The 26,374-nt window shown below is 44.2% G+C and carries 17 protein-coding genes and 1 pseudogene; 6 read left to right on the top strand and 12 right to left on the bottom strand.

Features of this window, described 5'->3' with window-relative positions; genetic code table 11:
* Positions 1-34: 34 nt before the first annotated feature.
* Positions 35-490 (bottom strand): annotated as a pseudogene (gene psaB / locus F6K52_RS02740) (photosystem I chlorophyll a apoprotein A2); the annotation flags it as partial.
* A 228-nt stretch (positions 491-718) separates the two neighbouring features.
* Between psaB (F6K52_RS02740) and F6K52_RS02735 the strand changes: the two are divergent.
* Positions 719-859 carry a hypothetical protein gene (locus F6K52_RS02735; RefSeq protein ID WP_293073692.1) on the top strand — a complete coding sequence of 47 codons (141 nt, stop codon included), beginning with the start codon at positions 719-721 and terminating at the stop codon, positions 857-859.
* A complete protein-coding gene (locus F6K52_RS02730) occupies positions 808-1,266 on the top strand; it encodes a DUF3531 family protein (protein WP_293073689.1) in 459 nt (152 codons plus the stop codon). Before F6K52_RS02735 ends, F6K52_RS02730 begins: the two co-directional genes overlap by 52 nt.
* Before the next feature lie 221 nt (positions 1,267-1,487).
* On the opposite strand, the gene F6K52_RS02725 is transcribed toward F6K52_RS02730, so the two are convergent.
* The 5 genes from F6K52_RS02725 to F6K52_RS02705 form a co-directional block, all read right to left on the bottom strand.
* On the bottom strand, positions 1,488-1,826 hold the full coding sequence (locus F6K52_RS02725; protein WP_293073686.1) for a P-II family nitrogen regulator: 339 nt from the start codon (positions 1,824-1,826) through the stop codon (positions 1,488-1,490).
* 275 nt (positions 1,827-2,101) lie between these two features.
* A complete protein-coding gene (locus tag F6K52_RS02720) occupies positions 2,102-2,356 on the bottom strand; it encodes a hypothetical protein (protein ID WP_293073684.1) in 255 nt (84 codons plus the stop codon).
* Between the two features lie 12 nt (positions 2,357-2,368).
* Positions 2,369-4,222 (bottom strand): ferrous iron transport protein B, encoded by a 1,854-nt coding sequence (feoB, locus tag F6K52_RS02715; protein ID WP_293073681.1) that lies wholly within the window; start codon positions 4,220-4,222, stop codon positions 2,369-2,371.
* A gap of 370 nt (positions 4,223-4,592) precedes the next feature.
* Positions 4,593-6,071 carry an AAA-like domain-containing protein gene (locus F6K52_RS02710; RefSeq protein WP_293073678.1) on the bottom strand — a complete coding sequence of 493 codons (1,479 nt, stop codon included), beginning with the start codon at positions 6,069-6,071 and terminating at the stop codon, positions 4,593-4,595.
* A gap of 408 nt (positions 6,072-6,479) precedes the next feature.
* Positions 6,480-7,229, bottom strand: a complete 750-nt coding sequence (locus F6K52_RS02705; RefSeq protein WP_293073675.1) for a PEP-CTERM sorting domain-containing protein — start codon at positions 7,227-7,229, stop codon at positions 6,480-6,482.
* Positions 7,230-8,102: 873 nt separating this feature from the next.
* Here F6K52_RS02705 and F6K52_RS02700 point away from each other — a divergent pair.
* Positions 8,103-8,315, top strand: a complete 213-nt coding sequence (locus tag F6K52_RS02700; RefSeq protein ID WP_071103629.1) for a hypothetical protein — start codon at positions 8,103-8,105, stop codon at positions 8,313-8,315.
* A 343-nt stretch (positions 8,316-8,658) separates the two neighbouring features.
* Here the strand turns inward: F6K52_RS02700 and F6K52_RS02695 are convergent, their stop codons facing one another.
* Positions 8,659-10,734, bottom strand: coding sequence for an elongation factor G (locus F6K52_RS02695; protein ID WP_293073670.1), 2,076 nt, complete (start codon positions 10,732-10,734; stop codon positions 8,659-8,661).
* A 374-nt stretch (positions 10,735-11,108) separates the two neighbouring features.
* Here F6K52_RS02695 and F6K52_RS02690 point away from each other — a divergent pair, with 374 nt between their 5' ends.
* Positions 11,109-12,122, top strand: coding sequence for a tetratricopeptide repeat protein (locus F6K52_RS02690; protein WP_293073667.1), 1,014 nt, complete (start codon positions 11,109-11,111; stop codon positions 12,120-12,122).
* A gap of 991 nt (positions 12,123-13,113) precedes the next feature.
* On the opposite strand, the gene F6K52_RS02685 is transcribed toward F6K52_RS02690, so the two are convergent.
* A complete protein-coding gene (locus F6K52_RS02685; protein ID WP_293073665.1) occupies positions 13,114-13,293 on the bottom strand; it encodes a hypothetical protein in 180 nt (59 codons plus the stop codon).
* A 180-nt stretch (positions 13,294-13,473) separates the two neighbouring features.
* On the bottom strand, positions 13,474-13,671 hold the full coding sequence (locus F6K52_RS02680; RefSeq protein WP_293073662.1) for a hypothetical protein: 198 nt from the start codon (positions 13,669-13,671) through the stop codon (positions 13,474-13,476).
* On the opposite strand from F6K52_RS02680, the gene F6K52_RS02675 reads away from it, so the two are divergent.
* Positions 13,647-15,599: a hypothetical protein gene (locus F6K52_RS02675; protein ID WP_293073660.1), complete on the top strand. Its 1,953-nt coding sequence runs from the start codon at positions 13,647-13,649 to the stop codon at positions 15,597-15,599. The two genes, F6K52_RS02680 and F6K52_RS02675, sit on opposite strands and share 25 nt — an antisense overlap.
* Before the next feature lie 269 nt (positions 15,600-15,868).
* Here the strand turns inward: F6K52_RS02675 and F6K52_RS02670 are convergent, their stop codons facing one another.
* The 3 genes from F6K52_RS02670 to psaA form a co-directional block, all read right to left on the bottom strand.
* Entirely contained in the window at positions 15,869-18,370 is a 2,502-nt protein-coding gene (locus F6K52_RS02670) for a bifunctional serine/threonine-protein kinase/ABC transporter substrate-binding protein (protein ID WP_293073657.1), read from the bottom strand.
* 651 nt (positions 18,371-19,021) lie between these two features.
* Positions 19,022-21,238 carry a photosystem I core protein PsaB gene (gene psaB, locus F6K52_RS02665; protein WP_293073655.1) on the bottom strand — a complete coding sequence of 739 codons (2,217 nt, stop codon included), beginning with the start codon at positions 21,236-21,238 and terminating at the stop codon, positions 19,022-19,024.
* Positions 21,239-21,413: 175 nt separating this feature from the next.
* Entirely contained in the window at positions 21,414-23,636 is a 2,223-nt protein-coding gene (gene psaA / locus F6K52_RS02660) for a photosystem I core protein PsaA (RefSeq protein ID WP_293073653.1), read from the bottom strand.
* 683 nt (positions 23,637-24,319) lie between these two features.
* Here psaA and F6K52_RS02655 point away from each other — a divergent pair.
* Complete coding sequence (locus F6K52_RS02655) at positions 24,320-25,996, top strand: hypothetical protein (protein ID WP_293073651.1); 1,677 nt, start codon at positions 24,320-24,322, stop codon at positions 25,994-25,996.
* The last annotated feature ends 378 nt before the right edge of the window (positions 25,997-26,374 follow it).

The following is a 26,374-nucleotide window of genomic DNA, read 5'->3' as shown; positions in this document are numbered from 1 at the left end:
TTTTTCAGTTTATTCTCCAGTCGCGTTAACTAGGTCAACCGTAACGGCCAGCCGTAGACGCAATCAGGAAGGCGGCGTAGGTTATGAAGAACCCAAAGGTGAAGTGGGCCAAACCAACCAAACGAGCCTGAACGATGGATAGTGCAACGGGCTTATCCTTCCAACGAACTAAGTTCGCAAGAGGAGTGCGCTCATGTGCCCAAACAATCGTCTCGATAAGCTCTTGCCAGTAACCACGCCAGGAGATCAAGAACATGAAACCAGTCGCCCAAACAAGGTGTCCGAATAGGAACATCCAAGCCCAAACAGAGAGGTTATTCACGCCGAAGGGGTTATACCCGTTGATCAACTGAGCAGAGTTCAGCCAGAGATAATCGCGGAACCAACCCATCAAGTGAGTGGAGGAGGTGTTGAACTGAGCAACGTTGCCAGACCAAACCGCCAAGTGCTTCCAATGCCAGTAGAAGGTCAACCAAGCAATGGGGTTAAGAGGCGATGGGGTGATGGGGTGATGGGGAGTCACCTGCATCGCTGCTGCCTATTCCCTGCTCCCTGCTCCCTCTCTAATTATTGGTAATTTTTCATAACTATATTTTTCACAACTAGTTAAAAATTGTGATAATATAGTTATTGGAAAAAATTCAGGATTAATCAAAATTTTAGTCTCGGAGAGTAGGGATTTATGGTAATAACTAAAACTTAGTTATTGTTAAAATATTTGCTTTTAACCGATTCCCGATTCCCGATTCCCGATTCCCGATTCCCGATTCCCGATTCCCGATTCCCTGTTTCCTGTTCTATAACGATATGCAAATTATATTTCGTGAGTTTAACCCATTTGATTTGTGGATTTGGATAGAATTTAGCACTGTTCCCTCCTATCGGGAAAAGGAATATGTGGAAGAATTATTCAATTCCTGGTTTTTATTAGGTAAATTGGGAGGATTTGATGCAGAAAACCTTCCCGTGCAGGAGGTTGGCCTAGAAATTAGCTACATGGAATATGATGATAGAGTAGCAGAAAAAAGTTTAATGGCGTTGATGCATAATCAGGGCGAGTTTGAGTATGAAGGCACTTGGGGGCGCTGCTGGTTTGATTTAGGAACTAGTGATGCGATCGCTCTTGATATTTTAATTAATTCTCTCCGGCAACTTGCCAAAGAATATGTGGATATTGAAAAATTAATTATTGGTGGTGAAAACGACGATTGGCCAGTTCACGATCGGAGCACATCACTGTTTTATGAGGAGTCTAATTTAAATTAATTCCTACTAATCACTTAGCAAATCGTGGCTGGATTGTAAGCATATGCGCTACGCGAACAGCGAACAGCGGTCAGCGGTCAGCGGTCAGCTTAGAATAAAATTGAAAGTCTGGGGAAAAGCCCATTGCGCGTAGCGCATAGGCTGATAGCTGATGGCTGATAGCTGAACGCGCACGCGTGCGCTTCGCGCATATGCTTACATTACCCATTACCACTTAGACATTAAACAGCTTCTAGATTCCTTTCCCCAGTCCTAATCCGGATAACTTGCTCAATGGGACTGATGAAAATTTTACCGTCGCCGATTTTACCGGTCTGAGCAGCAGCGAGAATTTTTTCTACTGCCATGTCAACTAAGCCATTTTCAACAACGACTTCTAGCTTGACCTTAGGAAGAAAGTCTACCCTGTACTTTGTACCGCGATACTGTTCAGTTTGACCTCTCTGCCGACCAAACCCCCGAACTTCAGACACGGTCATGCCAACGATACCAGCATTGACTAAAGCTATTTTGACCTCTTCGAGCTTATAGGCTCGGATAATTGCCTGGATTTTTTGCATTTTCCCAGCCCCTTACTGGGGCTTCCACTCCAATTGACTAACACCAGCATGACATATATACCACGAAAAAAACTTATTCTGTAGTAAATAATACATTTGTGCTGGGTTATTTGTGATATAGCAAGTCTTATACCCATGAGGTACAAATTTTTAGGTTTTAGGTTTTAGGTTTTAGGTTTTAGGGAGCAGGGAGCAGGGAGCAGGGAAGTGGGAAGTGGGAAGTGGGAAGTGGGAAGTGGGAAAAAATAATGTGTACCTCATAGCTATGAAAAACTCTATAAGTCATTTGTTAATTGCCATGTTACTGCCTGCCTTACTAAGGAAGCATAAGGGAGAATCCCTCTCCCGACTCCCTCGGTGCCCTTGACTCCCATTAACCCAATAATTTGTACCTGACCCAACTGTTCCCTGTTCCCGTCTTGATGCAGTCGCTCATGGGGGGAACCACGCCAGTTGCTCATGGGGGGAACCCCCAAGACCGCACTGGCTCCCCAAGACCGCGCTGCATCGCTGTTCCCTGTTCCCGACAACTGCCGCGAAGTCTAATGAAATCCCAGTGCTAAAGCTCCCTGGTAAAATATCAAGCTAGCTACCCAAGCCAACCCTAAGGAAAACACTAAGGAAAATAAGGTAAATTTCCATGATTTTGCCTCATTAAATAGGGTAACAATGGTAGTTAGACAGGGAGTGTATATTAAGCAAAAGATACAAAAACTATATCCTTGGATAAAGGTTACTGTATCAGTTATCTGCTGACTAACAGCAACGGAGTTAAGTCCATAAATTACGGCTAAAGAGCCAATCACAATTTCTTTAGCAATGAAACCAAAAATTAGGGCTAGGGTTAAATGGGGATTAATACCAATGGGATTCATGACCGGACTTAAAAATTGTCCAATTTGCCCGCCAATGGTATCCAATCCTGTCGCTCCTGGAGGTACATTCGTGATGAACCAAACGGCAACACAGCCAAAGGTAATAAACCCAGATGCTCGTTGCAAAAATTCTTTGACTTCTCCCCACCCTCTTAGTAAGACTTGTTTGATAGTCGGAATTCGGTAAGGGGGTAATTCTATAATAAAGGGTTCCTCGTTTTTAAAGACTCCTTGGAAAAGAGCAGCAGTGACAATGGCGGCTACAAAACTAAGTAGGTATAAAGAAAATAATACTAACGCTCCGTTACCATGGGGAAATACAGCAGCAATGATAAAGACAAATACCTGGAGTCTGGCAGAACACAAAGCAAAAGGAATCACTAGCATAGTTAGCAGTCGCAAGGCTTGCGATCGCATAACTCTAGTGCCCATTAATGCTGGAACATTACAGCCGAATCCCATCATTTGCATCACAAAACTGCGACCATCTAACCCCAACCGTTCCATAAAGATATCCATTAAATAGGCAGAACGGGATAGGTAGCCACTATCTTCTATAATTGCCATTAATATAAAGAACAGCACAATTAATGGAACAAAGGAAGCAACGGTAGCTAAACCGTTCCAAATCCCATTAATCAAAAAGTCTTGAAGCACTGTGGGTAAGGGTTGGATTACAGGTTCAATCATGGCACCTTGAATCCAGCCAGTCATATTATCCATCAAGTCTTGAGAGGGGAGTCCCACAGTCCAAACTACCCAAAATACTAGGAACATTCCTAAGAAGAACAAGGGTAATCCCAATATCGGATGCAGCAGTAACTGATCAATCCTGGCGGTTAAATTGACTGCCATCTCAGAGGGCATTTCTACCGCACTATTGAGCACTAATTCTATCTCTTTAGTGGAGATAGAGCTATGGTCAGATATACGAGTTTTTAGATTATCTATTAAATTATCTCTATTAATCGATTCTTCTTGTGCTTTTAAAGTTTTAGAAATTTCTAGGTATGCCCTCATATAGCCATCTCCATACTTGGCACTAATAAGGAACACAGACATATCCAAATTATCGGATAATACTTCTGTATTTATTTTAACTCCATATTGCTTAGCTTCATCAGCCATATTCAGCATCACAACTGCGGGTAACCCTAGGGCTTTTACCTGCAATGCCAATCGAATTTGACGGTCAATTTGGGAAGCATTGAGAACAATAATAACTAGATCAATAGGAAAATTTTCTAAAAAGGTTTGAACAATTTTTTCATCATCAGAAAATCCCTTGATGTCATAAATTCCTGGTAAATCTACAAATTCCGTAGGTTCGCCATTGAGTTGGACATTAGCTTGTAGTAGATCTACAGTAATTCCGGGCCAATTGCCAACATTAGCAGTGGTACCTGTGATCCGGTTAAAGAAAGTTGATTTGCCGGTGTTGGGCATTCCTAGCAACGCAACTCGCTTAACCGCTTTCGAGTCTTCAATGACGGCGGTGCTGGTATTATGGCAAGAGGTCATAATGTTACTGGCAGATATTTGTTTCAGCTCTGCAGGCTATGGGAAGGCCTTGAACAGTAACGATTATATAGCATTTGTATTTGAATTGTGAACATACTCCCGCTTTGGAAAGGCAAGAGGCAAGAGTTAATAAAGTAGCGATGCAGTGGCCTCACGGGGGTTTACCCATGAGCGACTGCATCAAGACATAGAAGGATTTTGGGTAATGAAAAAAACGGTAATTATTTTTTCTATTATAAATGCTATATAGCTATATTTCTGATTACTATAGCAATACAGGCTTGGGTATTTACAAATAATGGTGAGGGATAAATTACTACAAGCTTTATCAAACTTGGCTTACCTCTTGCCTCTTGCTAGCAGCCTATTCTCAGGAAGTAGGGCTATGGGTATGAAAGCGATTGCTAAAGTATCGCTGATACAAATTACAGCTAACCATGACGTGATTGTCTGACCAATTCACCAGCCCCATACTGTACAACTTAAATGCCTGTACCTGTTCCAAGGCCACTGGAACTTTTGCCCTAACCACTGTTTCAAAGGCTACAGCTAAATCAGGATGTTGTTGTATAGTCCACCAGTGTCGCTGTAAGTGTTCGCTGTAGATTCCTTGATCTGAAGTAGCCTTTTGGAGGAGTTCTTCTAGGGTCAAATCCTGTCGCGCCAGATAATATAACGCTAGACGTAGTAAATAGGGATGACCAGCTACTAACCACATCAGCTGGGCTAGATCTCCAATGGAGAGATTGAGTTCATGACGCTGGGCTAAATCCTGAACCTGCTCCCAACTAAATGAAGACAACTGAATCGGCAATCCTACGGTAAAAGGGGATTGATGGATAGTTAGGGGTAGATAAACTTCTGTGGAGTTAACCAGCACTAGCCGAAGTTTTTGCCAGATCTTGCTATCTTTGGCTTCTTCATACCAAGAGCGTAGCAGAGGTAAAAAGTCTTGAGCAATTTTGGGATACTTGAAAATCTCATTAACTTCATCTAATGCCAAAACAATAGGACTGTCTATTTGTTCGAGCAGATAGTCTTGGAAATAGGTGGTGCAGCTCACTTTACTACCCAAATCCTCATGCCAATAATCATCCAGCATAGGTTTTAGGTTCAGCTTGCGGGTGACATTGTAGGCTAGCCAGCGCAAAAATTTATCTAGGTTAGTGAGAATTTCAACATCCACTCGCTGAAGGTTCAAACGCACAGTTTGGTAACCCTGAGTTTCTGCATGAGCTAGAATCCTGACCATCAGGGATGTTTTACCCATCTGTCTGGGTGCTTTAATATGAATAAAAGCTCCTGGTTTAACAATCTCTTCGTAACACCTAAATTCATAGGGGACTCGCTCGACATAAAATCGGGAAGTTAAAGGAACTCTTCCTTCTGGTAATTCCAACTGCTGGGATTGGTTATTGAGGATTTGGGATTTGGGATGGTTCGCATCAGCAACATTTGATATCCGTTGCTTAGCTGTAAATTCTACCTTCCCTTTTTCATAAGGCTCTAGTCCCTGTTTTAATACGCCAATCCGCTCCTGATTATGACTCGATGCTTGATTGACCTGTCGTCTTTCAAGTACACTGCGGAAGTTGGTTTTACTGACTTTTTCCCCTAGTGCTTCTGAGAAAGTTTTCCATAATTTAGGGGCAACGGTCTGCTTGATATAACTTGCTGAATAGCCTAACTCTTGAGCGATCTGGTCATAGGTTTTTCGTTGCCCTTGCCAGGATTTTTGCAAAACTGCTCTTTGAATATCACTCAGATATTGCCCTGTGTTGGAAAACACTAATTGTTCAGCAAATCCTAATCCTTCCTGAATATCGATCAGGTATTGTAAGTTAAGCATGGCTATATACTTTGCACCCTAAATGATTCTTGGCGGCTAACCTGAGTGTGATATAACCATAGAAAACTGCTAGACTACCGGGTCAGTAATCAAAATTATGGGTAGAACCCAACCAAACGATCATTACCCTTTTGCTGAAATCCTAATTGCTTCGTTCTTTGGCTTCGCCTACTTCGTTATTCAAAATGATTAATGTCTCGATGGGGTAGGAGCTAGTCAAGAGTTCGGTGTGTTATATCAAATCCATTAGCCTACATTTTTAGTAAGGCTTACCAAAGTTTGCGATCGCGTTTGCAGAAGGTATGGCTTAGGTATAGATTATGTACACTATATAGCAGTTCTCAATACCCAATTGAGAACTGCTATAGAATAATTTTCTGAGATTGCTAATTTATTAAAACGGTGAGCTTAGGCTTGTTGTTTCTTCTTGCCCTTGAGGGTTGCACCAGCACCGAATGCACCCACTGCCAGCAGACCTAGCACTGAAGCCGGTTCAGGGACAGATGTACTGTCTAGATTTCTAGTTTCTACGTTTAATGTAAATTGTCCCACCATGTCCAAGTAACGATTTGAACCTATACTATACGGACTAACACGGTCTTTCTCTTGAACATCTGATGCTTGATAGATATAGTCAGTGAGTGTCACAGTTGTTAAACCATCGATAAAGGACAGAGTTCCTGAGCCTGGTACAATACTGCCATCCAGTCCCCGAGTTGAACCACTACTATTGGCTGAAAAGCCTGGATCAGAGTCAGTGGACTTGGCTAAGGCTCCAAATACTGAAATCCCTGGATTGGAGATTTCTCCATTGAAAAACAAATTCAAACCGTAATGACTAATATTAGCAAGAGAGCTTCTCCCATCACCATAAATTGTAAATGTATGGGTACCTTTTGTTAGTTCAAAGTCGATGTTGCGAGTACTTGGGTCATTAATGAATTCACCGTCTTCACCATCGCTGGTAACGAACAAGTCCCAATAGTTATCACCAGCACGGCTATTCCAAACAGCTAAACCTGTACTTCCTGATCCATTACTCGCAAATTCACTCAGTCCACTTAAGCTTATTGCTTGTGCGCTGCTGGTAGTTCCTAATGTGACTAAGGTTAGGCTGGTGGTAGCAACTGTTAATTTGGTAAGTAATTTTTTAGTCATTCTATTTTTATCAGTCTATTTTTATGAGTGTTTTTATCAGGCTAAGGGGAGAGAGAGGCTAATCTTAACGGGGCTTATTTGGGGACATTTAACTGAATTAGTTATTTTCAGTATGTCAATTCATATCAAAAAATAAAATATCTAAAAGTTCGTATAACTTCTTAAGTTGGTTCAATTTGGTAAATCTCGATAAATTACCAAATTTTAAATTAACGAGTTAGCGAATTAATAAATAAGATTAAAGTTGGCGTTTGCGTTAGCTAAAGGTATGATTTATGTATAGGTTGTGTATAATATTCCGTAAAGCCAAGCTAAACTCAATGGCACTCCAATTGCCCTGAGATTAAGCTTGATAGCTTGATAGCTTTAATAGCAAAATCAAGCGAACGCGCCCCGCGTGGCCTACGGCCAATCGCTCTACTCCGACTCCACAAGAGATTGGCTTCATCGTTGCCAGGGTTTGCTGCTGTAGCACCATGGGATGGGACCTAGAAGCCGCTACTTGAGGTGCATCTTGAGGTGAATCAAACCAACCCCAAGAACCCCAAGGTTGGAGAATTTAGGCAAGTATCCGAAAATCCCATTCTCGATCGTGTAGTCTCTAGGAGAAAAATCTGGGATCAAGTTCTGCTAATTGGCAGTTTTGGATAATGCTAGGTAAAAAATTGAGTTGACCTATATTGGTCAAAGGTTTGCACTAATTGCATCTATCTGTCTGACCCTACTCATGCACCAGCACCGATGTTTCGGTATATATCGAAAATTATCAAGAAAACTATCAAGAAAACTATCAAGAAAACTATAACTGCCATATTTTCCATAACCCTGATGCTAGGTTAGGCAATTATGGCGGAAAATGTTGAGGTAATCATTATGCTTATACCCTTATCTATGACTTTAATGATAGCCTCAGTAGCCATTTACCTTTGTGTTAAGACTACTGAGGAAATCGTCAAAGTTGCTGCAGCTATAACAGCCTTACTCTGTCTGTTTGTCAGCCTATTTTTTGTTCCTTGGCCAATCAAACTACTGATTTTGATAGTTCCGTTTATTATTGAAAAACTCCAGCGGGTAGCCTCTCGCTAGGGATTAGCCATGATAGGTAATGATTGGTTTAACCTTTAAGTACTATAGTAAGTATTCAGCCGTTGGCCTTTGGCCACGCGTGCGCGTTCAGCCGTTGGCCTTTGGCCACGCGTGCGCGTTCAGCCGTCAGCTAATCAACGGTCGGTAGTAAACAAGCTTACGGGCTGGTAAGGTTGGTTGAAGAAAATCTCTGCTTGTTTTACTCATCCGACTCCGTTCAGTTAAAGCGCCTGCTAGCTGATAGCTGATAGCTGACGGCTGAATGCTTACGTACTATAACTATTAACCATTAACCCAACACCATTAACCTAACTCCTAACAGCTAACCCCTAAAACTATTAACCTAGCTCCGACCATTACCATTACCATTACCATTGGCAGTGGTTGCCAGCACCCGATCAGCTAGCTTACCTGGCACTTCCTGGAGATGGTCATAGGTCCAATTAAAGAAACCGATCCCTAGAGTAAGCGATCGCAATTCCATGATCAAGTTTTGCATTTCTGCTTGGGGGATATAGCCAGAAACACAATCCCATCCTGTCCAATCAGAACAGGTCTCATAGCCGAGGATTTGACCCCGATGACCGGTGATCAATTGCAGCATTTTAGAGGTGAATTCCTGAGGTGCATAGACCGCAACAGACATAATTGGCTCAAGTAACATTGGCTCACAATTGGGCATGCCACCGGTCATAGCTAGCCGTGCTGCTTGTTTAAATGCCTGTTCCGAACTATCTACCGAGTGGTAAGAGCCATTGGTGAGAGTAACAGCCACATCTACCACTGGGAAGCCTAAGGGTCCGTGGGACAAGTACTCCTTTACTCCGATCTCCACACCAGGGATATATTGCTTTGGCACCACCCCACCGACAATGCTTTCGGAGAAATTAAACCCTTCACCCCGAGACAAGGGTTGGATATCAAGGTAGACATCACCATATTGCCCATGACCACCACTTTGGTGCTTGTAGCGCCCGTGAGAGGTAGTGGATTTGCGGATACTTTCTTTGTAAGGCACTCGCGGTAAGTGAGTGGTCATCGGTAAGTTGTATTTGCGGCTCATCCGGTCTAGAGCAACCTGAAGATGAATATCTCCCTGTCCCCATAGGATGATTTCGTGAGTGTCTCCATGTTGTTCCCACACCAGAGATGGGTCTTCTTCCAGGAGCTTGGTTAAGGCACCACTGAGCTTAACCTCATCTTTGCGCTTCTGAGGAGTAATGGCTAACGCATAGACTGGTTTGCTTGCCTCAGCTATTGGTAATTTCATCTCTGGATTACCCGTATCCGTGGTCAGGGTGTGACCAGTTTTAATACCCTCTAAGCGTCCCAGGGCAACGATGTCACCAGCAGATACTTGGGAAACTGACTGAGTGTGGTGACCAAACATACGGTATAAGCCTCCGGCGCGGACACCATTAAAGACCATGCCATCGGTTAGTGTACCTTGCCACACTCGCACTAGGGAGAGTTTTCCACCTTGGGGAGTGTAATAGGTTTTGAGTACCTGTGCCACCGTGCTTGATTCATCACCAGCAATGTCCCGACGCTCAGCGGTGCTTTCTGGAGTTGGTGCTTCCCGCAGTAGGGCATCGATCAAGGGGCGAACGCCGTAATCTTGCTGAGCAACACCCATAAATACAGGTACAATCAAGTCGGCACCCAATTCCATCTTCAGGTCTTGGACAATTTCTTCTTGGGGTGGCTCAATTTCTTCTAGTAGTTCTTCGAGGAGGTGGTCGTCAAAATCTGCTAAGGTTTCTAGTAATTCTGTGCGTGCTTGCTGTTCTGCCTCTTTCAATGACTCTGGCAGTGGTATCGGATCAGCTGGGGCATCAGGATGGTAAAGATAGGCTTGCTCGGTGACTAAATCAATAAATCCGGTGAGGTGTTCTCCCTTACCAATGGGGTATTGGTGCAGTACTAAGGGGCGAGTGGAAACTGAATTGAGGGCATCAAAGACGGATCGTAAGGAGTTACCATTAGCATCATCGGTCAACTCAAACCGATCCATTTTGTTAATAAAGAGTAAGTGGGGGATTTCCCAGTCGTCGAGAAATTTCAATAAGGGTGCTAAGGTCAGGACGCGATCGCTTACTGGTTCACAAACCACGACAGCCGCATCCACACCAACTAAGGCGTTGTAGGTTTCTTGAGCAAATTCAATGGAACCGGGACAGTCTATAAAATTGAAGCAGATATCTTGATACTCGGTGCTGGCGGCAGTTACCTCCACACTCATTTGGCGTTGCCTGGCCTCGGTGGCATTATCACCGACGGTGTTGCCTTCCTTTACTGTGCCTTTGCGAGAAATGGTACCAGTAACGGACAACAAACTTTCGAGTAGAGTGGTTTTCCCACTGAGATACGGACCAACAATAGCCACATTACGGGTGGCTTTACACACTTTGCCGTTCATAATTTACCCCCAAATTATTTCAATTGGACTTATGCATTGAAGCGGAGCATTAAGGGGATGGTCGGGTAGGGAGGTGAGTTTGTTAAAACATGCCATGTCAACGCTTCTCTTACCTAATCATTTTACCTAATTATCTCCTGACTACTGATTTATGCATAAGTTTTGTTGAGATGGGATCAACGTTATCTGGTTGTGAGATTAGCTTAATTTGGTCTGATCTAGATCGAACTTGCAATGTCTTGTAATGTAAACTACTAAAACTGTTAAGTAAGATAACTCTAGGTCACTAATTTTCAAAAAATATGAATACACGTAACAACTATAAAAAAAAATGTTTCAAAAATCTTAAGCGAAATTTGTTCCCACTCAACTTAATGTTTGTTAACAGAAAAGTCACTGCCAGAGGCTATTTCTGCCTAGGAGTTAGTTCGCTGTTGGTGCTGACACAGCCACTAGTTTCCTATGCTCTAGGGGTTAACCCAGATAACATCAATGATTCACCCGAGAGACTGAGTAGACATCATCCCCTTACTCGCCCTTTCGGTTACAGTACTAGACTAATCGCTCAGTCTCAGTATCTACCAGCACTCAAACCCACTCAACCGGCAGCCCTTGAGCAACTTAATCAAGGACTGGCATTAATTCAACAGAGTAAGGTACTTGAAGCGATTGTGGCGTTTGAAAAGGCAGCCCAACTGAATCCCAAGCTAGCACCAGCACACTACAACTTGGGTCTAGCATTGCGGCAGGTTGGTAAATTGCAGGCGTCAGCCGATGCCTTTTATCAGGCAACCCAGACCGATCCAGAATTTGCTCTAGCCTTTGCTAATTTAGGGGCTGCCCTGTTGGAAGGAAAGAATTTGTCTCAGGCACGGGAATACCTAGAAAGAGCTCTGGAACTAGACCCATTACTCGGTGTTGCTCACTATAACATGGGTCTAGTTATGTCCCAGTTGCGAACACCCCAACAAGCGATCGCGTCATTTAAACAAGCAATGCAATTTAGCCGTAATGCTCCCGAACCGGCATATCATTTGGGACTGATTTATAGGCAACAGGACAAGCTAGAGGAAGCAAAAAAGGCGTTTGAGCAAGCGATCAAAATCAATCCTAAATACCCCGAAGCCCACTACAATATCGGTGGAATTTTATTTAGTCAGAGAGATTTGGATGGTGCTCTGGCAGCCTTCCAGCAAGCAGCGGTAGCTAACTCGAATTACGCTAATGCGTATTATGCTGCTGGTGTAGTATTTCTGCGCCAAAACCGATTTAGTGATGCTCTGCAAGTCTTGCAGTATGCTAGAGACCTTTACAATAGCCAAGGTAATCCCCAGTGGGGACGTAGAGCTGAGCAATTGATGGAGCAAGCCCGTAATTCTGGTTTTTAGTGGGGTTTGTACCATCAGAACTGGTTAGCTTTGACGACTCCCCACAGATAAAACAGATAAATCGGGAGCGTTGCACCTGTAGAGAGATGATTTATGGAGATGGGGAAGATGAGGAATAATCCACCCATTCTCCTGCTGATTTTTATCACGTCTCAATTAGGATTTATTGAACCGATTTTTTCTTATTTATTGAACCGGTTTTTTTTTAGTGTTTTTTAGGGGGAGCTTTACAGAATATTTTTAATTATAAAAAAAACTTTAATAAAAATTAAACAAATATTTATTTATAGTAAAAGTATCCAAAAAATTAAAATTATTATTTCCTGAATTTATTATTAGTGGTATTTTAACGATTTTTAGAAAAATTTGATAGATATTGTTTTAGTTGCTAAAAAAAAATAAACAATATTATATCACCTTTGCATTTGACTGATAGGGCTACCAAACTTAAAAAGCTGAAAATTGATTTTCCTTTATATGGAAAACTTTAGGTATTTCCCAGGCCAATACTAGTATAGTTTGAATTTTTTACAGATTATTAAAAGTGTAGTAACCTTGGGAGACTTTGAGTTGAGTGGATAAGACTGGGTAGGGAGGGTTAGCCTAATCTAGATATTATCAAACCCCGATTCCTACTCCCCACTGCGCTCTCCTTCAATTACGGTTAAGACTACAGCATACTATAACTCATAAAATTTAGCCACACTGAATACAAAAAACCCCTGATGGGCGGTTGGGTGCCCCAGGGGGATGCAGCAAAAGGTTAAAACTACCATATACAAGAGTAATCGGAAATAATAGTAAACCGTATCCGCAAAATCTCGGAAATCTCTCAGCCACTCGCAATAATGGCCTACGAATAATTACGTACTTGCCTTATCCATGCTTACTATAGGTTTGTTGTCTACTAATATCCACAGCCATCTGAGAAACCAGTAACTTGGGTCGAACTAGGAAACTCGCTCCTATTCCACACCTAGTTCAGGGAATCTCAACGGAATTGAGTTGCTTTGAGGGCAAATCCGACTCGAAGGGCGTGTTGCATGTGCTTTACCCTTTGGGGTTTTCCAGCGTTTCGATCCTGGCGATACAACTTGTCTAAGCTAAGAATGAACAGAGTGAGTATGATTAATGTAGTGGCCAAATTGCGAGCAAATACTAAATCAAACATGACTATATCCTGAATTTATCAATCCCTGGGCGTTCTGAGCCCCATTGCCCATGATTAAAAATTGTGAAGTGCCGATGTTTAATTTAGGGTTGACGCTCAGGTGTACAGTGTTGGTTCTTGTGTAAGAATTGAGAGCAATCGCTACAATTGGTGAAATCTGGTGAAATCTCGGAAATCTCGTCACTTACTAGTAGCTTCTTTTGTCGGGTGGCTGAATCTTCCCATGAATAGCAGTAGAGTGGGCATCCTGCCTGCCCGAAAATAAGCATGAAACTGGCAAGATGCCAGTTCTACCCAAGATGCCAGTTCTACCCAAGATGCCAGTTCTACCCAAGATGCCAGTTCTACCCAAGATGCCAGTTCCACCAAGATGCCCATTCCACCTCACTGTTAAAATCATTCCATTATTAAGCAATGCTTTCTTTGTCGCTGGTGCTGTCTTGGGCTGTACCCACCAAGTTATATCGACCACACCAGCGCTACAAGCTAAACCAGTGATTAGCAGATCTGTTGCTGATCTAATTCAGATTGAACCCTTACCGATTGCGACCAAGTATAGGAATCAGTGGACTCCTGAATTGGAATCAGAATTCTGGGTGCGAGCTAACCAGGCGATTCAGTACTACGGTGGTAAAGGTTATGGCAACAACTATGGGGAAAATGAGAAGCGGTCTTATCCCTATGCCATGTTTGATTTTATTGTTGGCAATCGGGAGAAAGCCCTAGAGTTTCTGCAATCAGAAGATGCCCAAGCTAAAGATAACCAACACACTGAGGGTATTGACTACTATTACGCTTTCACCCTCAAGGGACAAATCCGAAAATACTTCTTCTTTGGGCAATTTCTCGACCCGAGCTACAAACAGCGAATGTTTGACGGTGCCAAAACCTGGACAGAAACAGACCCCAAGGGACGTCCTCACCCCATTTATGGTAAGGGAAAAGGTGGTGATGGTTGGGGACCGGATGTGCGAGGAGGTTGGGTGGATGGACGCAACACGGACAATCTCCGGGCAATGCGAGAGATTTCCGTTTATCTGATGGCGGAGGAAACCGGAAATGAACAGACTAGGCGTCTGTATAAAAAGAAAATTCAGCGCTATGTCTGGGCGCTCTACAACATTGGTATGGGAGAGTGGGATTCAGAGACTTACCATGGCCACACCTTTGCGGCTTACCTAAATCTCTACGACTTTGCGAAGGAGCCGGAGGTGAAACAACTGGCCAAAGCAGCTCTAGATTGGATGTCAGCGGCGGCAGCAGTGAAATATTATCGAGGTGGTTTTGGCGGACCGACCAAGCGGGATTACGGCAAAAGTAATGTAGTCTACGGGGCCAGTGCTGCCCGTCTATTCTGGCTTTATTTTGGAGATGTTACCTTAGTCAATCCTAAGCCAGAACGGGATGTAATTCACGTAATTACTAGCGCCTATCGACCTCCCCAGGCGGTGGTAAAGTTAGCTCGTAAGCAGTTTCAGAAACCTGTGGAAATCCTGGCTAGTAAACCGGTCTACGAAAATTGGAAACCTGGAGGTGAGGATAAACCAGGATATTGGGAAACGACCTTCTTTGGTCATACCTATCAGTTGGGGAGTTTGGCCGGTGAGTTCCCCGCTGGTGATGTCGGACCATTCAAGCTAATGGCATACAATCAAAAGCGGGGTGTGGATTATTTTGTTGCTAATACTGGTGGTGATTGGGTGAAACCAGGAAAACATCAGGGAGACCAAGTTGGGCAATACCGTAACCTAGTTTTGTGGTTAAGACCAGCAAAGGATAGACCATTCTTTTTCCAATTGCCTAAGACGGCTCAAGCAGAAATAGAAGACGGGATTTGGTTCTTTAAACTGGAGAAAACTTGGTTAGCGATTCGCTCGATTAATTTAGATACCTATACTGAGGTGGTTATACCGAACCAGAAATTTGCCAAGCTCTATAGTCAGGAAAAAACTCTGAAGGCAACACCCCTAGGCAATAGCTATGCTGGCTTTGCTCTAGAAGTGGGAGAAGAGGAATCTCATGGTAACTATGAGGATTTCAAACAGGCAGTTAAGAAAAAAAGTCAGTTAGATTTACGTGAAATTGACCTAGGTAAAGTGGAGTGGATTGGTAGCACTGGTGAGAGTATTGAACTGACCTACAATCCTAAAAATGACTTGCCAATTCTGACCCGAAATGGGAAAGAACATGACTGGTCAAAACACCTTGACCTGTACAAACCAGTTAATGGTAATGAACCGATTTCTCTAGGTTGGAAAATAGGTAATCTCCGGGTTGACGCAGGGGATTCGGTGTTTCAAAATTGAGTATTAAGTGTTGAGTGTTGATGGCTGAATATCCACTCAGAGGATGTCTGAAACCAATAGTCACCACTTCAATGGTCATACAAATCATTTTTGATTAACGGTTGATTATATAATTCATTATTCTGGAGTTTAGACTAACTGGATTTGAGTCTAAACTCCAGTTTAAATCGGTCTAATTTGTTCAATTCAATAAGTATTATACATTATACAATTAATACACAGTTATACTACAATAATAGTAAGCTATTAGCTAACTAAAACTCCTAAAACTAATTAGAGGGTATGGGCAGGAAATCGTAACCGCTGGAAGTGTTCTGATTCGGAATAATTTTTACTAGTTGGACTGAACCATTGCGATCGCCTGAACGCAAAAACCGAATTGAACCAGATACTCCAGGTGCTACAAAGTCTGAGGCTGAGAGGGCTTCTTGAACACCAGCACGAGTAGGATTACGTTTCAGGGCTTCTATCAAAGCCTGGGTTCCATCGTAAGCCATGGCTGTGCGCCAGTTAACCTCGGCATTCCAAAGGGCTTTGGATTTACGGACAAAGTCTGACTGAGGGTTGCTATCAATATCCCAAAAAACAGCTACCACCATTTCACCAGCGTTTTCTGAACCTTTCTCTAAAGTTTTGGGAGAATACATTACATCTCCTCCCAACAGACTTAGACGTTTACCATTGACCTTAACAACCTCCAAAGCTTGATCTAGAACTGCTGGGTTAGGAGCTAAAAATAGCACCTGTGCTCCCCGCTCAATCGCTTGTTCTACAAGTGTAGCAGGATTAAAATCTGGATTGGAGATGTCAATCTCATCAACAACTTGTGCTCCTCCTAGAGAAACCGCTGTGACAAATTCAGTTCTGAGAGACTTGCTGTAGTCACTCTTAGAATTATAGAAAACCGCTGCATTCTGCTTTTTCAACTGGGTGAGCATGTAGTTAGCTAAGGCTCTGGCTGAAAACGCATCATTTGGCACTGAGCGAAACACATAGGGGCTAAAGTTTGACAACTTTACGGAAGTACTAACAGCAGAGATAGCTGCTAGTTTACCGGAATTATATACTTCTCCTGCGGCTAAGGTTACACTGCTAGCGGAATGACCAATTACACCTAATATTTCCGGATTGTTGACCAATTCTGACGCAATTTTTTTAGCAGTATCGGGATTTTGATCATCACTGGTAATAGCTACTTTAAGGGGTACGCCATTAATTCCCCCAGTTTTATTTATTTCATCTTGAGCTTGAGCAACGCCACGCAAAATTGCTAATGTGCCATCGGGGTCAGTAGCAATCGGTCCAGCGACAGCAATAGTATAGGATTTCTGATTACCAATACGAGAATTATTGAGATAAATTAGAGTTTCAGGAGCGTTGGGATATTTCCGAATTGCTGCTTCAAAGTTATTCATGGCTTTGTCATAATCACGAGCAGCCATGGCTTTCATACCCTGTTGTTTGGCAGCTTGAAATTGCAGATTTGGAGTGCCTACCTCTTCTGTTTTAACTAGGGACTTTTCTCCAAAGCTAATTCGAGCTTGAATATTACTCTGATCAGGTATTGAAGTTGGAGTAATTTGAGGATTCGTAGCAAAAGGTGATGGGTTGGCTGACTCCGTAGTATTGGGAGTGTTATTAAATAAAAATAACCAGATTAAATAGATAAGGATGCCAATAAAAGTAGTGGCGACACCGATGGGGAGCAATAACCGACGAGGGTTTTGAGAGCCAACTCCCGAAGACTGAGACCCAGCAAACGGTTGCGCCGATGAGGCTGCTGTTGCCGAAAGTTGAGATGGTGGTAATGAAATATCTGTGGGTTGAGGTTGCCCAGACTGTGGTATCGATGGAATCCCTGTTGAGGGGACTGAAGAGTGCTGTTGCGGAACTAGTGTCGGTTGTATTATTGTCGGCTGTTGTACTGATTGCTGTTGTGGTAATGAGACTTGTGGGTATGACTCAAGAGCCTGTAGAACCTCTGTGGCAGACTGATAACGTTCCCTAAAATGGTAGCGCACCATCTTAGAGAGAATCCACTTTAAGTCATCGCTGATCTTTGCCCAAGGTTCCCAAATCACTTCTCCAGTATTAGGGTCTTCTTGAATTTGATTAATCGTTAAGCCAGTTACGGCCTGGATAGCAATCATGCCAAGACCATAAATATCACTGTTGGCACGAGGATTACCTCTACCTTGTTCTGTGGACATATAACCAGGGGTTCCAACGGCGATTGTGCCACTGACTTGATGGTTGGGTCCGCGAATTTGCTTGACTGTGCCGAAGTCAACTAAAACCAGCTTATTGTCCCGATGTCGTCGGATGATATTATCGGGCTTGATATCACGATGGATAACTCGATTTTGGTGGATAAAGCTGAGAGCTCTCAAGACTTCCTGAAGCATTTGACGAACTTGGCTTTCAGACCAGCTTTGACCAGGTTTTATTTCAGTGCTGAGGGTGTTTCCTTCAATAAACTCTTGAACCAGGTAAAACTCTTCATCTTCCTCGAAGTAAGCTAAAAGCATCGGAATTTGGTCATTCTTCCCCAGTCTCTCTAGAGTTTCGGCTTCAGTTCGGAACAAACGTCTGGCATTTTCCAAGGATTTGGGATGATTGGTAGGTGGCTTCAGTTGTTTGATAACGCACTGGGGATTAGTGGGTCGGCGAGTATCTTCGGCAATGTAAGTTTTTCCAAACCCACCTTGGGCTAAGGTATCAATTACTCGATAACGCCCATCAAGTAAATCATTGGGCTTTAGGTCTTTCATAAAAATTTTGAAGCTTCAAAAGGTGTCAATTCTGATATAACTTAATAGAACATATCCAGCTCAAACCAAGAATCAAGGTTTTAGCCAATAGGGAACTTCGGATCACCTACGGATCACAGAATTACATAGGTTTTACACTTCTGGATGGATAAGTCCTGTACTTATTTATCTATCTGCCAATCCTTTATCATTTATGAACAGTAGCAGCGACCCCCTGACGACCTCGCCCTCTCACTACTCAGTACTACGTAGGAGATTGCATGGCAGGATTTAAGTAGAGCAGAGTTACCTGATTCTGGGGGAATCAGTAACAGAGCCAGATAGTTGTTCATTTAAATGATTCACTAGTTGTCTTTTCTATACCACATTTTATAGTTTTTGTCAATACTATTTTCCCTGATAATCACTGATATGTGATATAGCGCTATAGTTTTGCTACTGCTAAGCCATGGAATTTTATTCAGTAGACCTAAAACTGACGAAATAATCAAGGTTTCAGCGGTTGTTTACCTGTTCCGAATCTGCGTTCCCGTAGCATGACAAGCAAGTCAATCGCTTTTGGTAGACAACAAAAAATCCCCCACCGGAAGGTAGGAGATTTAAATTAATTACCTACAATTTAAATACCTAAAAAGCTAGTTTCAGCAACCATTAGCCAAATGCACCAGCTGTCGAGGCAATCAAGAATGCGGCGTAGGTAAGTATATAACCTACCGTGAAGTGGGTTAAACCAACCAGACGAGCTTGAACGATGGACAGCGCAACAGGCTTATCCTTCCAACTAACCAAGTTAGCCAGAGGAGTACGCTCGTGTGCCCAGACCAAGGTTTCGATTAGCTCTTGCCAGTAACCACGCCACGAGATCAGGAACATGAAACCAGTTGCCCAAACTAGATGTGCGAAGAGGAACATCCAAGCCCAGACAGACAGGTTGTTGGTTCCAAACGGGCTGTAACCATTGATCAACGGAGCAGAGTTAGCCCACAGGTAATCCCGGAACCAGCCCATGAGATAAGTAGAGTTCTCATTGAACTGAGCCACGTTACCTTGCCAGACGCACAGATGCTTCCAGTGCCAGTAGAAGGTCAACCAGCCTAAGGTGTTGAGCATCCAGAACATGGCGAGGTAGAAGGCATCCCAAGCAGAGATGTCGCAAGTACCACCACGGCCAGGACCATCACAAGGGAAGGCATAACCGAAGTCCTTCTTGTCGGGCATTAGCTTGGAACCACGGGCATCCAGCGCACCCTTGACTAGAATCAGGGTGGTGGTGTGCAAACCTAGAGCGATCGCATGGTGTACCAAGAAATCGCCAGGACCAATGGTCAGGAACAGGGAGTTAGCTCCGCTGTTGATGGCATCCATCCAGCCAGGTAGGTAAGCTGCACCAGCGCCAGCAGCTAAGCTATCGGGATTGGACAGCAGAGTGTCAAAGCCGTATAGCAGTTTACCGTGAGCCGCTTGGATGAACTGAGCAAATACTGGCTCAACCAGGATTTGCTTCTCGGGGGTGCCGAAAGCAACCACGACGTCGTTGTGAACATAGAGTCCTAAGGTATGGAAACCTAAGAACAGAGTTACCCAGCTCAGGTGAGAAATCAGAGCTTCTTTGTGTTCCAGCATCCGGGCTAACACATTATTCTTATTAGCCTCTGGGTCATAATCCCGCACAAAGAAGATAGCACCATGAGCGAAGGCTCCAACCATCAAGAAACCAGCAATGTACTGATGGTGAGTATACAGTGCTGCCATCGTGGTGTGATCCTTGGCTATGAACGCATAGGACGGCAGCGCATACATATGTTGGGCTACCAAGGAACAGACCACACCCAAACAAGCCAGGGCTAACCCTAACTGGAAGTGGAGAGAGTTGTTGATGGTGTCATATAGACCCTTGTGACCCTCACCTAACATGCCTCCAAAGGGAGTACTTGCCGGGGGATTGTGGGCACTATGAATCTCCTTGATGCTGTGACCAATACCCCAGTTGGTGCGGTACATATGACCGGCAATGATGAAGATCACTGCGATCGCCAAGTGGTGATGGGCGATATCGGTCAACCACAAGGACTCAGTCTGGGGATGGAAGCCACCCAAGAAGGTCAGAATCGCTGTCCCTGCACCGTCAGAGGTACCAAAGATATGTCCAGCGGTATCTGGGTTCTGGGCATAGACTCCCCAATTCCCGGTAAAGAAAGGTCCTAATCCAGCTGCATGGGGTTTGACACTCAGGAAGTTATCCCAACCAACCCGCTGTCCGCGAGATGCGGGGATAGCCACGTGAATCAAGTGACCTGCCCAAGCTAAGGAGCTAACACCAAACAAACCTGCCAAGTGGTGATTCAGCCTAGACTCTGCATTCTTGAACCAGCTCAAGCTGGGGCGGAATTTAGGCTGTAAGTGCAACCAACCTGCAAACAGTAATAGGGATGACAACAATAACAAGAACATGGCACCACCATGCAGTTGGTTATTGGTTGTCATACCAATGGTGTAAAACCAGTGGTAAACACCGGAATAGGCGATATTTACCGGGCTAGAAGCACCAGCTTGGGTGAAGGCATCAATTGCCCCTGAGCCAAATTGGGGATCCCAAATCGCGTGGGCGATGGGCTTAACAGTTTCAGGATCTTTAATCCACTCTTCAAAGTTACCTTGCCAGGCTACGTGGAACAGGGTGCCAGACGTCCACAAGAAAATGATTGCAAGATGGCCGAAGTGAGAAGCAAAAATCTTTTGATATAGATTCTCCTCGGTCATGCCATCATGGCTTTCAAAGTCATGGGCTGTGGCAATCCCGTACCAGATTCGACGTGTTGTCGGATCTTGAGCGAGGTCCTGGCTAAATTTTGGAAATTTTGTTGCCATATGCTTTTAAGGAAATTCTCCTCGCTGACCTATGAGACTTATGCAATCATGCTGCTCATTGTTTTTTCTTAATTAACCCCCTGGAACCGAAGTTCCAGGTTGCTTAGGGTATCGACAGGCGAGACACAGGTTATGGTATCCCACTCAAGGTTTCGCATCGATTCCTGGTAAGCAGTTATCCCACTGACAGGATTCGTGCTATGAAGAATGACCAGGTAACGACGATTCCTCCCAGGAGGTAGTGAGCTACCCCTACAGCCCGACCCTGAGTGATGCTCAGAGCACGAGGCTGAATCGATGGGGCTACTTTCAATTTATTATGAGCCCAAACGATGGATTCGATCAGTTCTTGCCAGTAACCACGACCACTAAATAGGAACATCAGGCTAAAGGCAAAGACGAAGTGACCAGCTAGGAACATTATGCCGTATGCCGACAGAGCTGAGCCGTAAGATGTGATTACATTTGAGGCTTGTGCCCACAAAAAGTCCCGTAACCAGCCATTGATGGTGATTGCACTTTGGGCAAAGTTGCCATTGGTAATGTGAGACACAGTCCCATCTGGGAATACTGTTCCCCAGACATCAGATTGCATCTTCCAGCTGAAGTGGAAAATAACCACAGAGATGCAGTTATACATCCAGAACAAGCCTAGGAAAACATGATCCCAACCGGATACCTGGCAGGTACCGCCACGACCTGGACCATCGCAGGGGAAGCGGAAGCCTAAGTTAGCTTTATCGGGGATCAGACGTGACGAACGGGCAAACAGTACCCCTTTGAGCAGAATTAGTGCAGTGACATGGATGGTGAACGCATGGATATGGTGAACCATAAAGTCCGCAGTACCCAGCTCAATCGGCATCATTGCCACTTTACCGCCTACTTCTACCATGCCTCCGCCAAAGGCATAGCTAACTGTTTCCAAAGCATTGGGAGCAGTTCCTCCCGGCGCTACGTTGTGGATGTTTTGAATCCACTGGGCAAAGATTGGCTGTAGTTGAATCGCCGTATCAGAGAACATATCCTGAGGACGACCCAAAGCCCGCATTGTATCGTTGTGAATGTAAAGACCAAAGGAATGGAAACCTAACCAGATACACACCCAGTTCAGGTGAGAGATAATTGCATCGCGGTGACGGATCACCCGGTCTAGTAGGTTGTTCACATTCTTGGCTGGGTCATAGTCCCGCACCATGAAAATAGCACCATGGGCTGCGCCTCCGACAATACAGAAGGCACCAATCCACATATGGTGGGTGAATAGGCACAGCTGAGTACCATAGTCTGTGGCAAGGTACGGATACGGAGGCATCGCGTACATATGATGAGCCACAATTATGGTCAGGGAGCCTAGCATGGCTAGGTTAATCGCTAGCTGGGCATGCCAAGACGTAGTCAGGATTTCATAAAGACCTTTGTGTCCTTCGCCAGTGAACGGACCCTTATGAGCCTCTAGAATTTCCTTCATGCTATGACCAATACCGTAGGTATTACGGTACATGTGGCCAGCAATGATGAACAGTACTGCTAGAGCTAAGTGATGGTGAGCGGTATCTGACAACCACAATCCACCGGTTACTGGATTCAGACCACCATTGAAGGTGAGGAAGTCAGAGTAGACGCCCCAGTTCAGGGTGAAGAAGGGGGTTATGCCCTGAGCAAAACTGGGATAAAGATCTGCCATAAAGCTCTGATCGAATAAGAACTCATGGGGCAGTGGAATCTCACTAGGAGCCACCCCAGAATCCAAGAGCTTGTTGATGGGCAAAGACACATGGATCTGGTGACCTGCCCAACCCAGGCAGCCGCAGCCCAGCAGCACGGCTAAGTGGTGGTTCATCATCGACTCCACGCTCTGGAACCATGACAGTTTCGGAGCTTTCTTGTGGTAGTGGAACCAGCCAGCAAATAGCATCAGGGCTGCCATTACCAGACCACCAATAGCTGTTGCGTACAGTTGGGTGCTATTGGTGATACCGGAAGCACGCCACAGCTGGAAGAAACCAGAGGTGATTTGGATGCCGTGGAAGCCCCCACCAACATCGCCATTCAAAATGCCTTGACCAACCACAGGCCAAACCACTTGAGCACTGGGCTTAATAGTAGTGGGATCACTCAGCCATGCTTCGTAGTTGGAAAAACGAGCACCATGGAAGTACATGCCGCTCAACCAAACAAAGACAACGGCTAGGTGACCGAAGTGTGCACTAAAAATTTTCCGAGAAACGTCTTCTAAGTCACTGGTATGACTATCGAAATCATGAGCGTTAGCGTGAAGGTTCCAAATCCAAGTGGTGGTTTTGGGACCTCTCGCTAGGGTTCGATCAAAATGACCTGGCTTACCCCACTTCTCAAAAGAAGCTGGTACCGGGTCTTTATCGACCTCGAGTGGCATGAGGAATCTCCTCTCTAGACAAGGAACGACTAATACCCCTAGGGGAGTTTTATTTTTATGGGTAAGAAAGCATTTTTTTAATCACTGCTTTCTAACGGAAGCAAGGACCTGTTCTGAATTTACGTCAAAACGGATACCTCCCTTAGAAGATAATAGGTCTTGCTTCAGGCGCTTTTTGAATTCAGTTAAAAATAGTTAACAATTTTTTGGATAATCGTTAACTATTTTCAATTAGCAGTATCAATAGGTATACCACTGTTTGTGTCTAAGCCGCCATCACAACAAATCAAAACTAACTATAGAAAAAATCAATGATAATTTATTCAAAATGTTACAAAACGTAAAGAAATGCTAAATATTTTAAAAAAAGTGTCCCCAATCTATACAGACGACCCTCAAAGGTTGAACGTCTAGGGATATTGTTAATAGAGAAGCGGAATATTTATAAAAAAGCGGAAGACTTGAAACAGGGGTGCGACCCCTGGGAGATCCCCTAACCAAGAGAACGGGCACCAAGAGGGAAAAAGTTATAACAGACTTGATCATCCTGCCAATAGGTAACCCCAACGCTCATAGACCAACACCATTAGACAAGCAGCAAGACTAGAGGTCAACCTGTAAGTTAAGATTAAAGGCTGGTGATCAAAGGAGATGGCTTGTTGGGTAGGAACAGCCAGATAATCATGGTGAAAAGACTTTTTTTCTTCCTAATCACAACGATTTTAGTTTGGGGTCTGGTGGCCTGTGGAAGCGATCGCATCAAGACATCGAAGCGGTTTGGCATCGATGCCAGCTCCCAAACCAACCAAGTTAATCAGTTATCAGAAGTAGGGCCACCCCTAGCTATTCAAGAACTTAGTGAGAGCCTAGAGGCTTACCAGCCTCAAGTCATCATTGTCAGACCTGGTGATGACATGGTGCTTGAAGATACAACAGTATCAGTGAAATTTCAGGTTCAGGACTTGCCAATTTTCCAAGATCCCGATCTAGGCATAGGTCCTCATCTGAACGTCATCCTGGACAACCAACCTTTCCAAGCCATCTATGACCTAGACCAACCTCTAATCCTAGAGGATTTATCCCCTGGCACCCATACCTTGCGGGCATTTGCCTCTCGCCCCTGGGATGAGAGCTTTAAAAATGAAGGTGCCTATGCCCAGACCACATTTCATATCTTTACTAAAACTGACGAGAACAACCCAGATCCAGCCCTGCCACTGCTAACTTACAGCGTTCCAAAAGGGGAGTACGGAGCAGAGCCGATTTTGCTGGACTTCTATTTGACGAATACCCCCTTGAGTAATACCCCTCCCCAGCTAGTGGCTCAAGACAATCTCGATGATGATAGTGTTGATTGGCATATTCGGGTTACTGTGAACGGTAAAAGTTTCCTACTCGACCGTTGGGAATCGATTTATCTGACAGGGTTTAAAGAGGGCAAAAACTGGGTAGAGTTAGAGTTTCTCGATGAACAGGGCAACCCAGTCAAGAATGTTTTCAACAACAAAGTACAGGTGATTAACTACCAGCCTAATGGTGAAGACACCCTTTCCCAGCTAGTACTAGGTCAACTCTCAGCTGAGGAAGCTGGTGGTATTGTAGACCCGAACTATCAGCCACCGCCAACTCCAATACCTGTACCAGAAGAGACAGCAGCTCCAAGTCCATCACTGACTAATTCAAAAGAAACTACAGAGGAATACACTACATCACCAGGGGAATTAGCCCCTACTGAAACAGAGCAAATACCAGAACTAGAGGAATCTGTAACACCCAGTGAACTGCCAATAATTCTGGAGGAAGCAACCCCTGAGGTTGAGCCCAACCTACCTGAGCTGGAAACAACTTTGGAAGCAGAAGAGCTGGTTCCTGCCAGTGAAACCCCAGCACAAGTTGAGGAAGCAACTACTGGGACTGAATCAGTAAATCCTCTACCTGAACCGTCAGAAAAGCCAAAATTAAACATCTGGAGTCGCTTTGGCAGTTTCTTCGGAGGTTCCGCTGTCACCCCTAGCCCCTCACCTGAACCGCTAGAGGAACTGGACATTACATCAGAGGAAGCTGTGGTAGCACCAAGTGAATCTGAGTCCACTACTGTTGTTGATGAGATATCGGAACAAACCGCAGTAGAGACCGACGAGTCTGAGTCCACTACTGTGGTTGAAGATAGTTCTGAACAACCGGCGGTAACACCAAGTGAATCTGAGTCCACTACTGTTGTTGATGAGATATTGGAACAACCGGCGGTAGCACCAAGTGAATCTGAGTCCACTACTGTTGTTGATGAGATATTGGAAGAATCGGCAGTAGAGACCGGGGAGTTTGAGTCCACTACTGTGGTCGAAGATAGTTCTGAATAACCAATAGTGGCAACATTTGAGTGCGATCGCACTATCACAATAGACAGTTAGCCCATTGCTAGCTCAACTGTTTGAGCATCGGTCAGCAATCCCTAACCCAGTGGGGATTGCTGACCGATGCTCAATGTGCAGCTGGCGCTGGCTCCCCTGTTCCCTTCCTGCATCAATTTCAGTACTGAAATCGATTGTTATCACTTCCTTTATTAAGTTTTTTTGTACTGGTGCAAGCTCTCAGTTGTTATCACTTGCTTTATTAAGTTTTTTTGTATTTGTGCAAGCTCTAAGTATAACTCCCCAAACTTTTGCCGATAAGGAGCCAACAACGATTCCCTATCTGCTAGTTTATTTATTCGGTATTAGCTATAAACTCTATCTATA

Source organism: Moorena sp. SIO3H5, assembly GCF_010692395.1.
GTDB lineage: Bacteria > Cyanobacteriota > Cyanobacteriia > Cyanobacteriales > Coleofasciculaceae > Moorena.
Note: the sequence above shows the minus strand (reverse complement) of the source record. Positions and strands in the feature narration are given on the sequence as shown.

Excerpts from the sequence above, each read along its gene's own strand:
- F6K52_RS02730 (WP_293073689.1), top strand. The coding sequence starts at position 808 with ATGCAAATTATATTTCGTGAGTTTAACCCATTTGATTTGTGGATTTGG.
- F6K52_RS02725 (WP_293073686.1), bottom strand. The coding sequence starts at position 1,826 with ATGCAAAAAATCCAGGCAATTATCCGAGCCTATAAGCTCGAAGAGGTC.
- feoB (WP_293073681.1), bottom strand. The coding sequence starts at position 4,222 with ATGACCTCTTGCCATAATACCAGCACCGCCGTCATTGAAGACTCGAAA.
- F6K52_RS02710 (WP_293073678.1), bottom strand. The coding sequence starts at position 6,071 with ATGCTTAACTTACAATACCTGATCGATATTCAGGAAGGATTAGGATTT.
- F6K52_RS02705 (WP_293073675.1), bottom strand. The coding sequence starts at position 7,229 with ATGACTAAAAAATTACTTACCAAATTAACAGTTGCTACCACCAGCCTA.
- F6K52_RS02700 (WP_071103629.1), top strand. The coding sequence starts at position 8,103 with ATGCTTATACCCTTATCTATGACTTTAATGATAGCCTCAGTAGCCATT.
- F6K52_RS02695 (WP_293073670.1), bottom strand. The coding sequence starts at position 10,734 with ATGAACGGCAAAGTGTGTAAAGCCACCCGTAATGTGGCTATTGTTGGT.
- F6K52_RS02690 (WP_293073667.1), top strand. The coding sequence starts at position 11,109 with ATGTTTGTTAACAGAAAAGTCACTGCCAGAGGCTATTTCTGCCTAGGA.
- F6K52_RS02685 (WP_293073665.1), bottom strand. The coding sequence starts at position 13,293 with ATGTTTGATTTAGTATTTGCTCGCAATTTGGCCACTACATTAATCATA.
- F6K52_RS02675 (WP_293073660.1), top strand. The coding sequence starts at position 13,647 with ATGCCAGTTCCACCAAGATGCCCATTCCACCTCACTGTTAAAATCATT.
- F6K52_RS02680 (WP_293073662.1), bottom strand. The coding sequence starts at position 13,671 with ATGGGCATCTTGGTGGAACTGGCATCTTGGGTAGAACTGGCATCTTGG.
- F6K52_RS02670 (WP_293073657.1), bottom strand. The coding sequence starts at position 18,370 with ATGAAAGACCTAAAGCCCAATGATTTACTTGATGGGCGTTATCGAGTA.
- psaB (WP_293073655.1), bottom strand. The coding sequence starts at position 21,238 with ATGGCAACAAAATTTCCAAAATTTAGCCAGGACCTCGCTCAAGATCCG.
- psaA (WP_293073653.1), bottom strand. The coding sequence starts at position 23,636 with ATGCCACTCGAGGTCGATAAAGACCCGGTACCAGCTTCTTTTGAGAAG.
- F6K52_RS02655 (WP_293073651.1), top strand. The coding sequence starts at position 24,320 with ATGGTGAAAAGACTTTTTTTCTTCCTAATCACAACGATTTTAGTTTGG.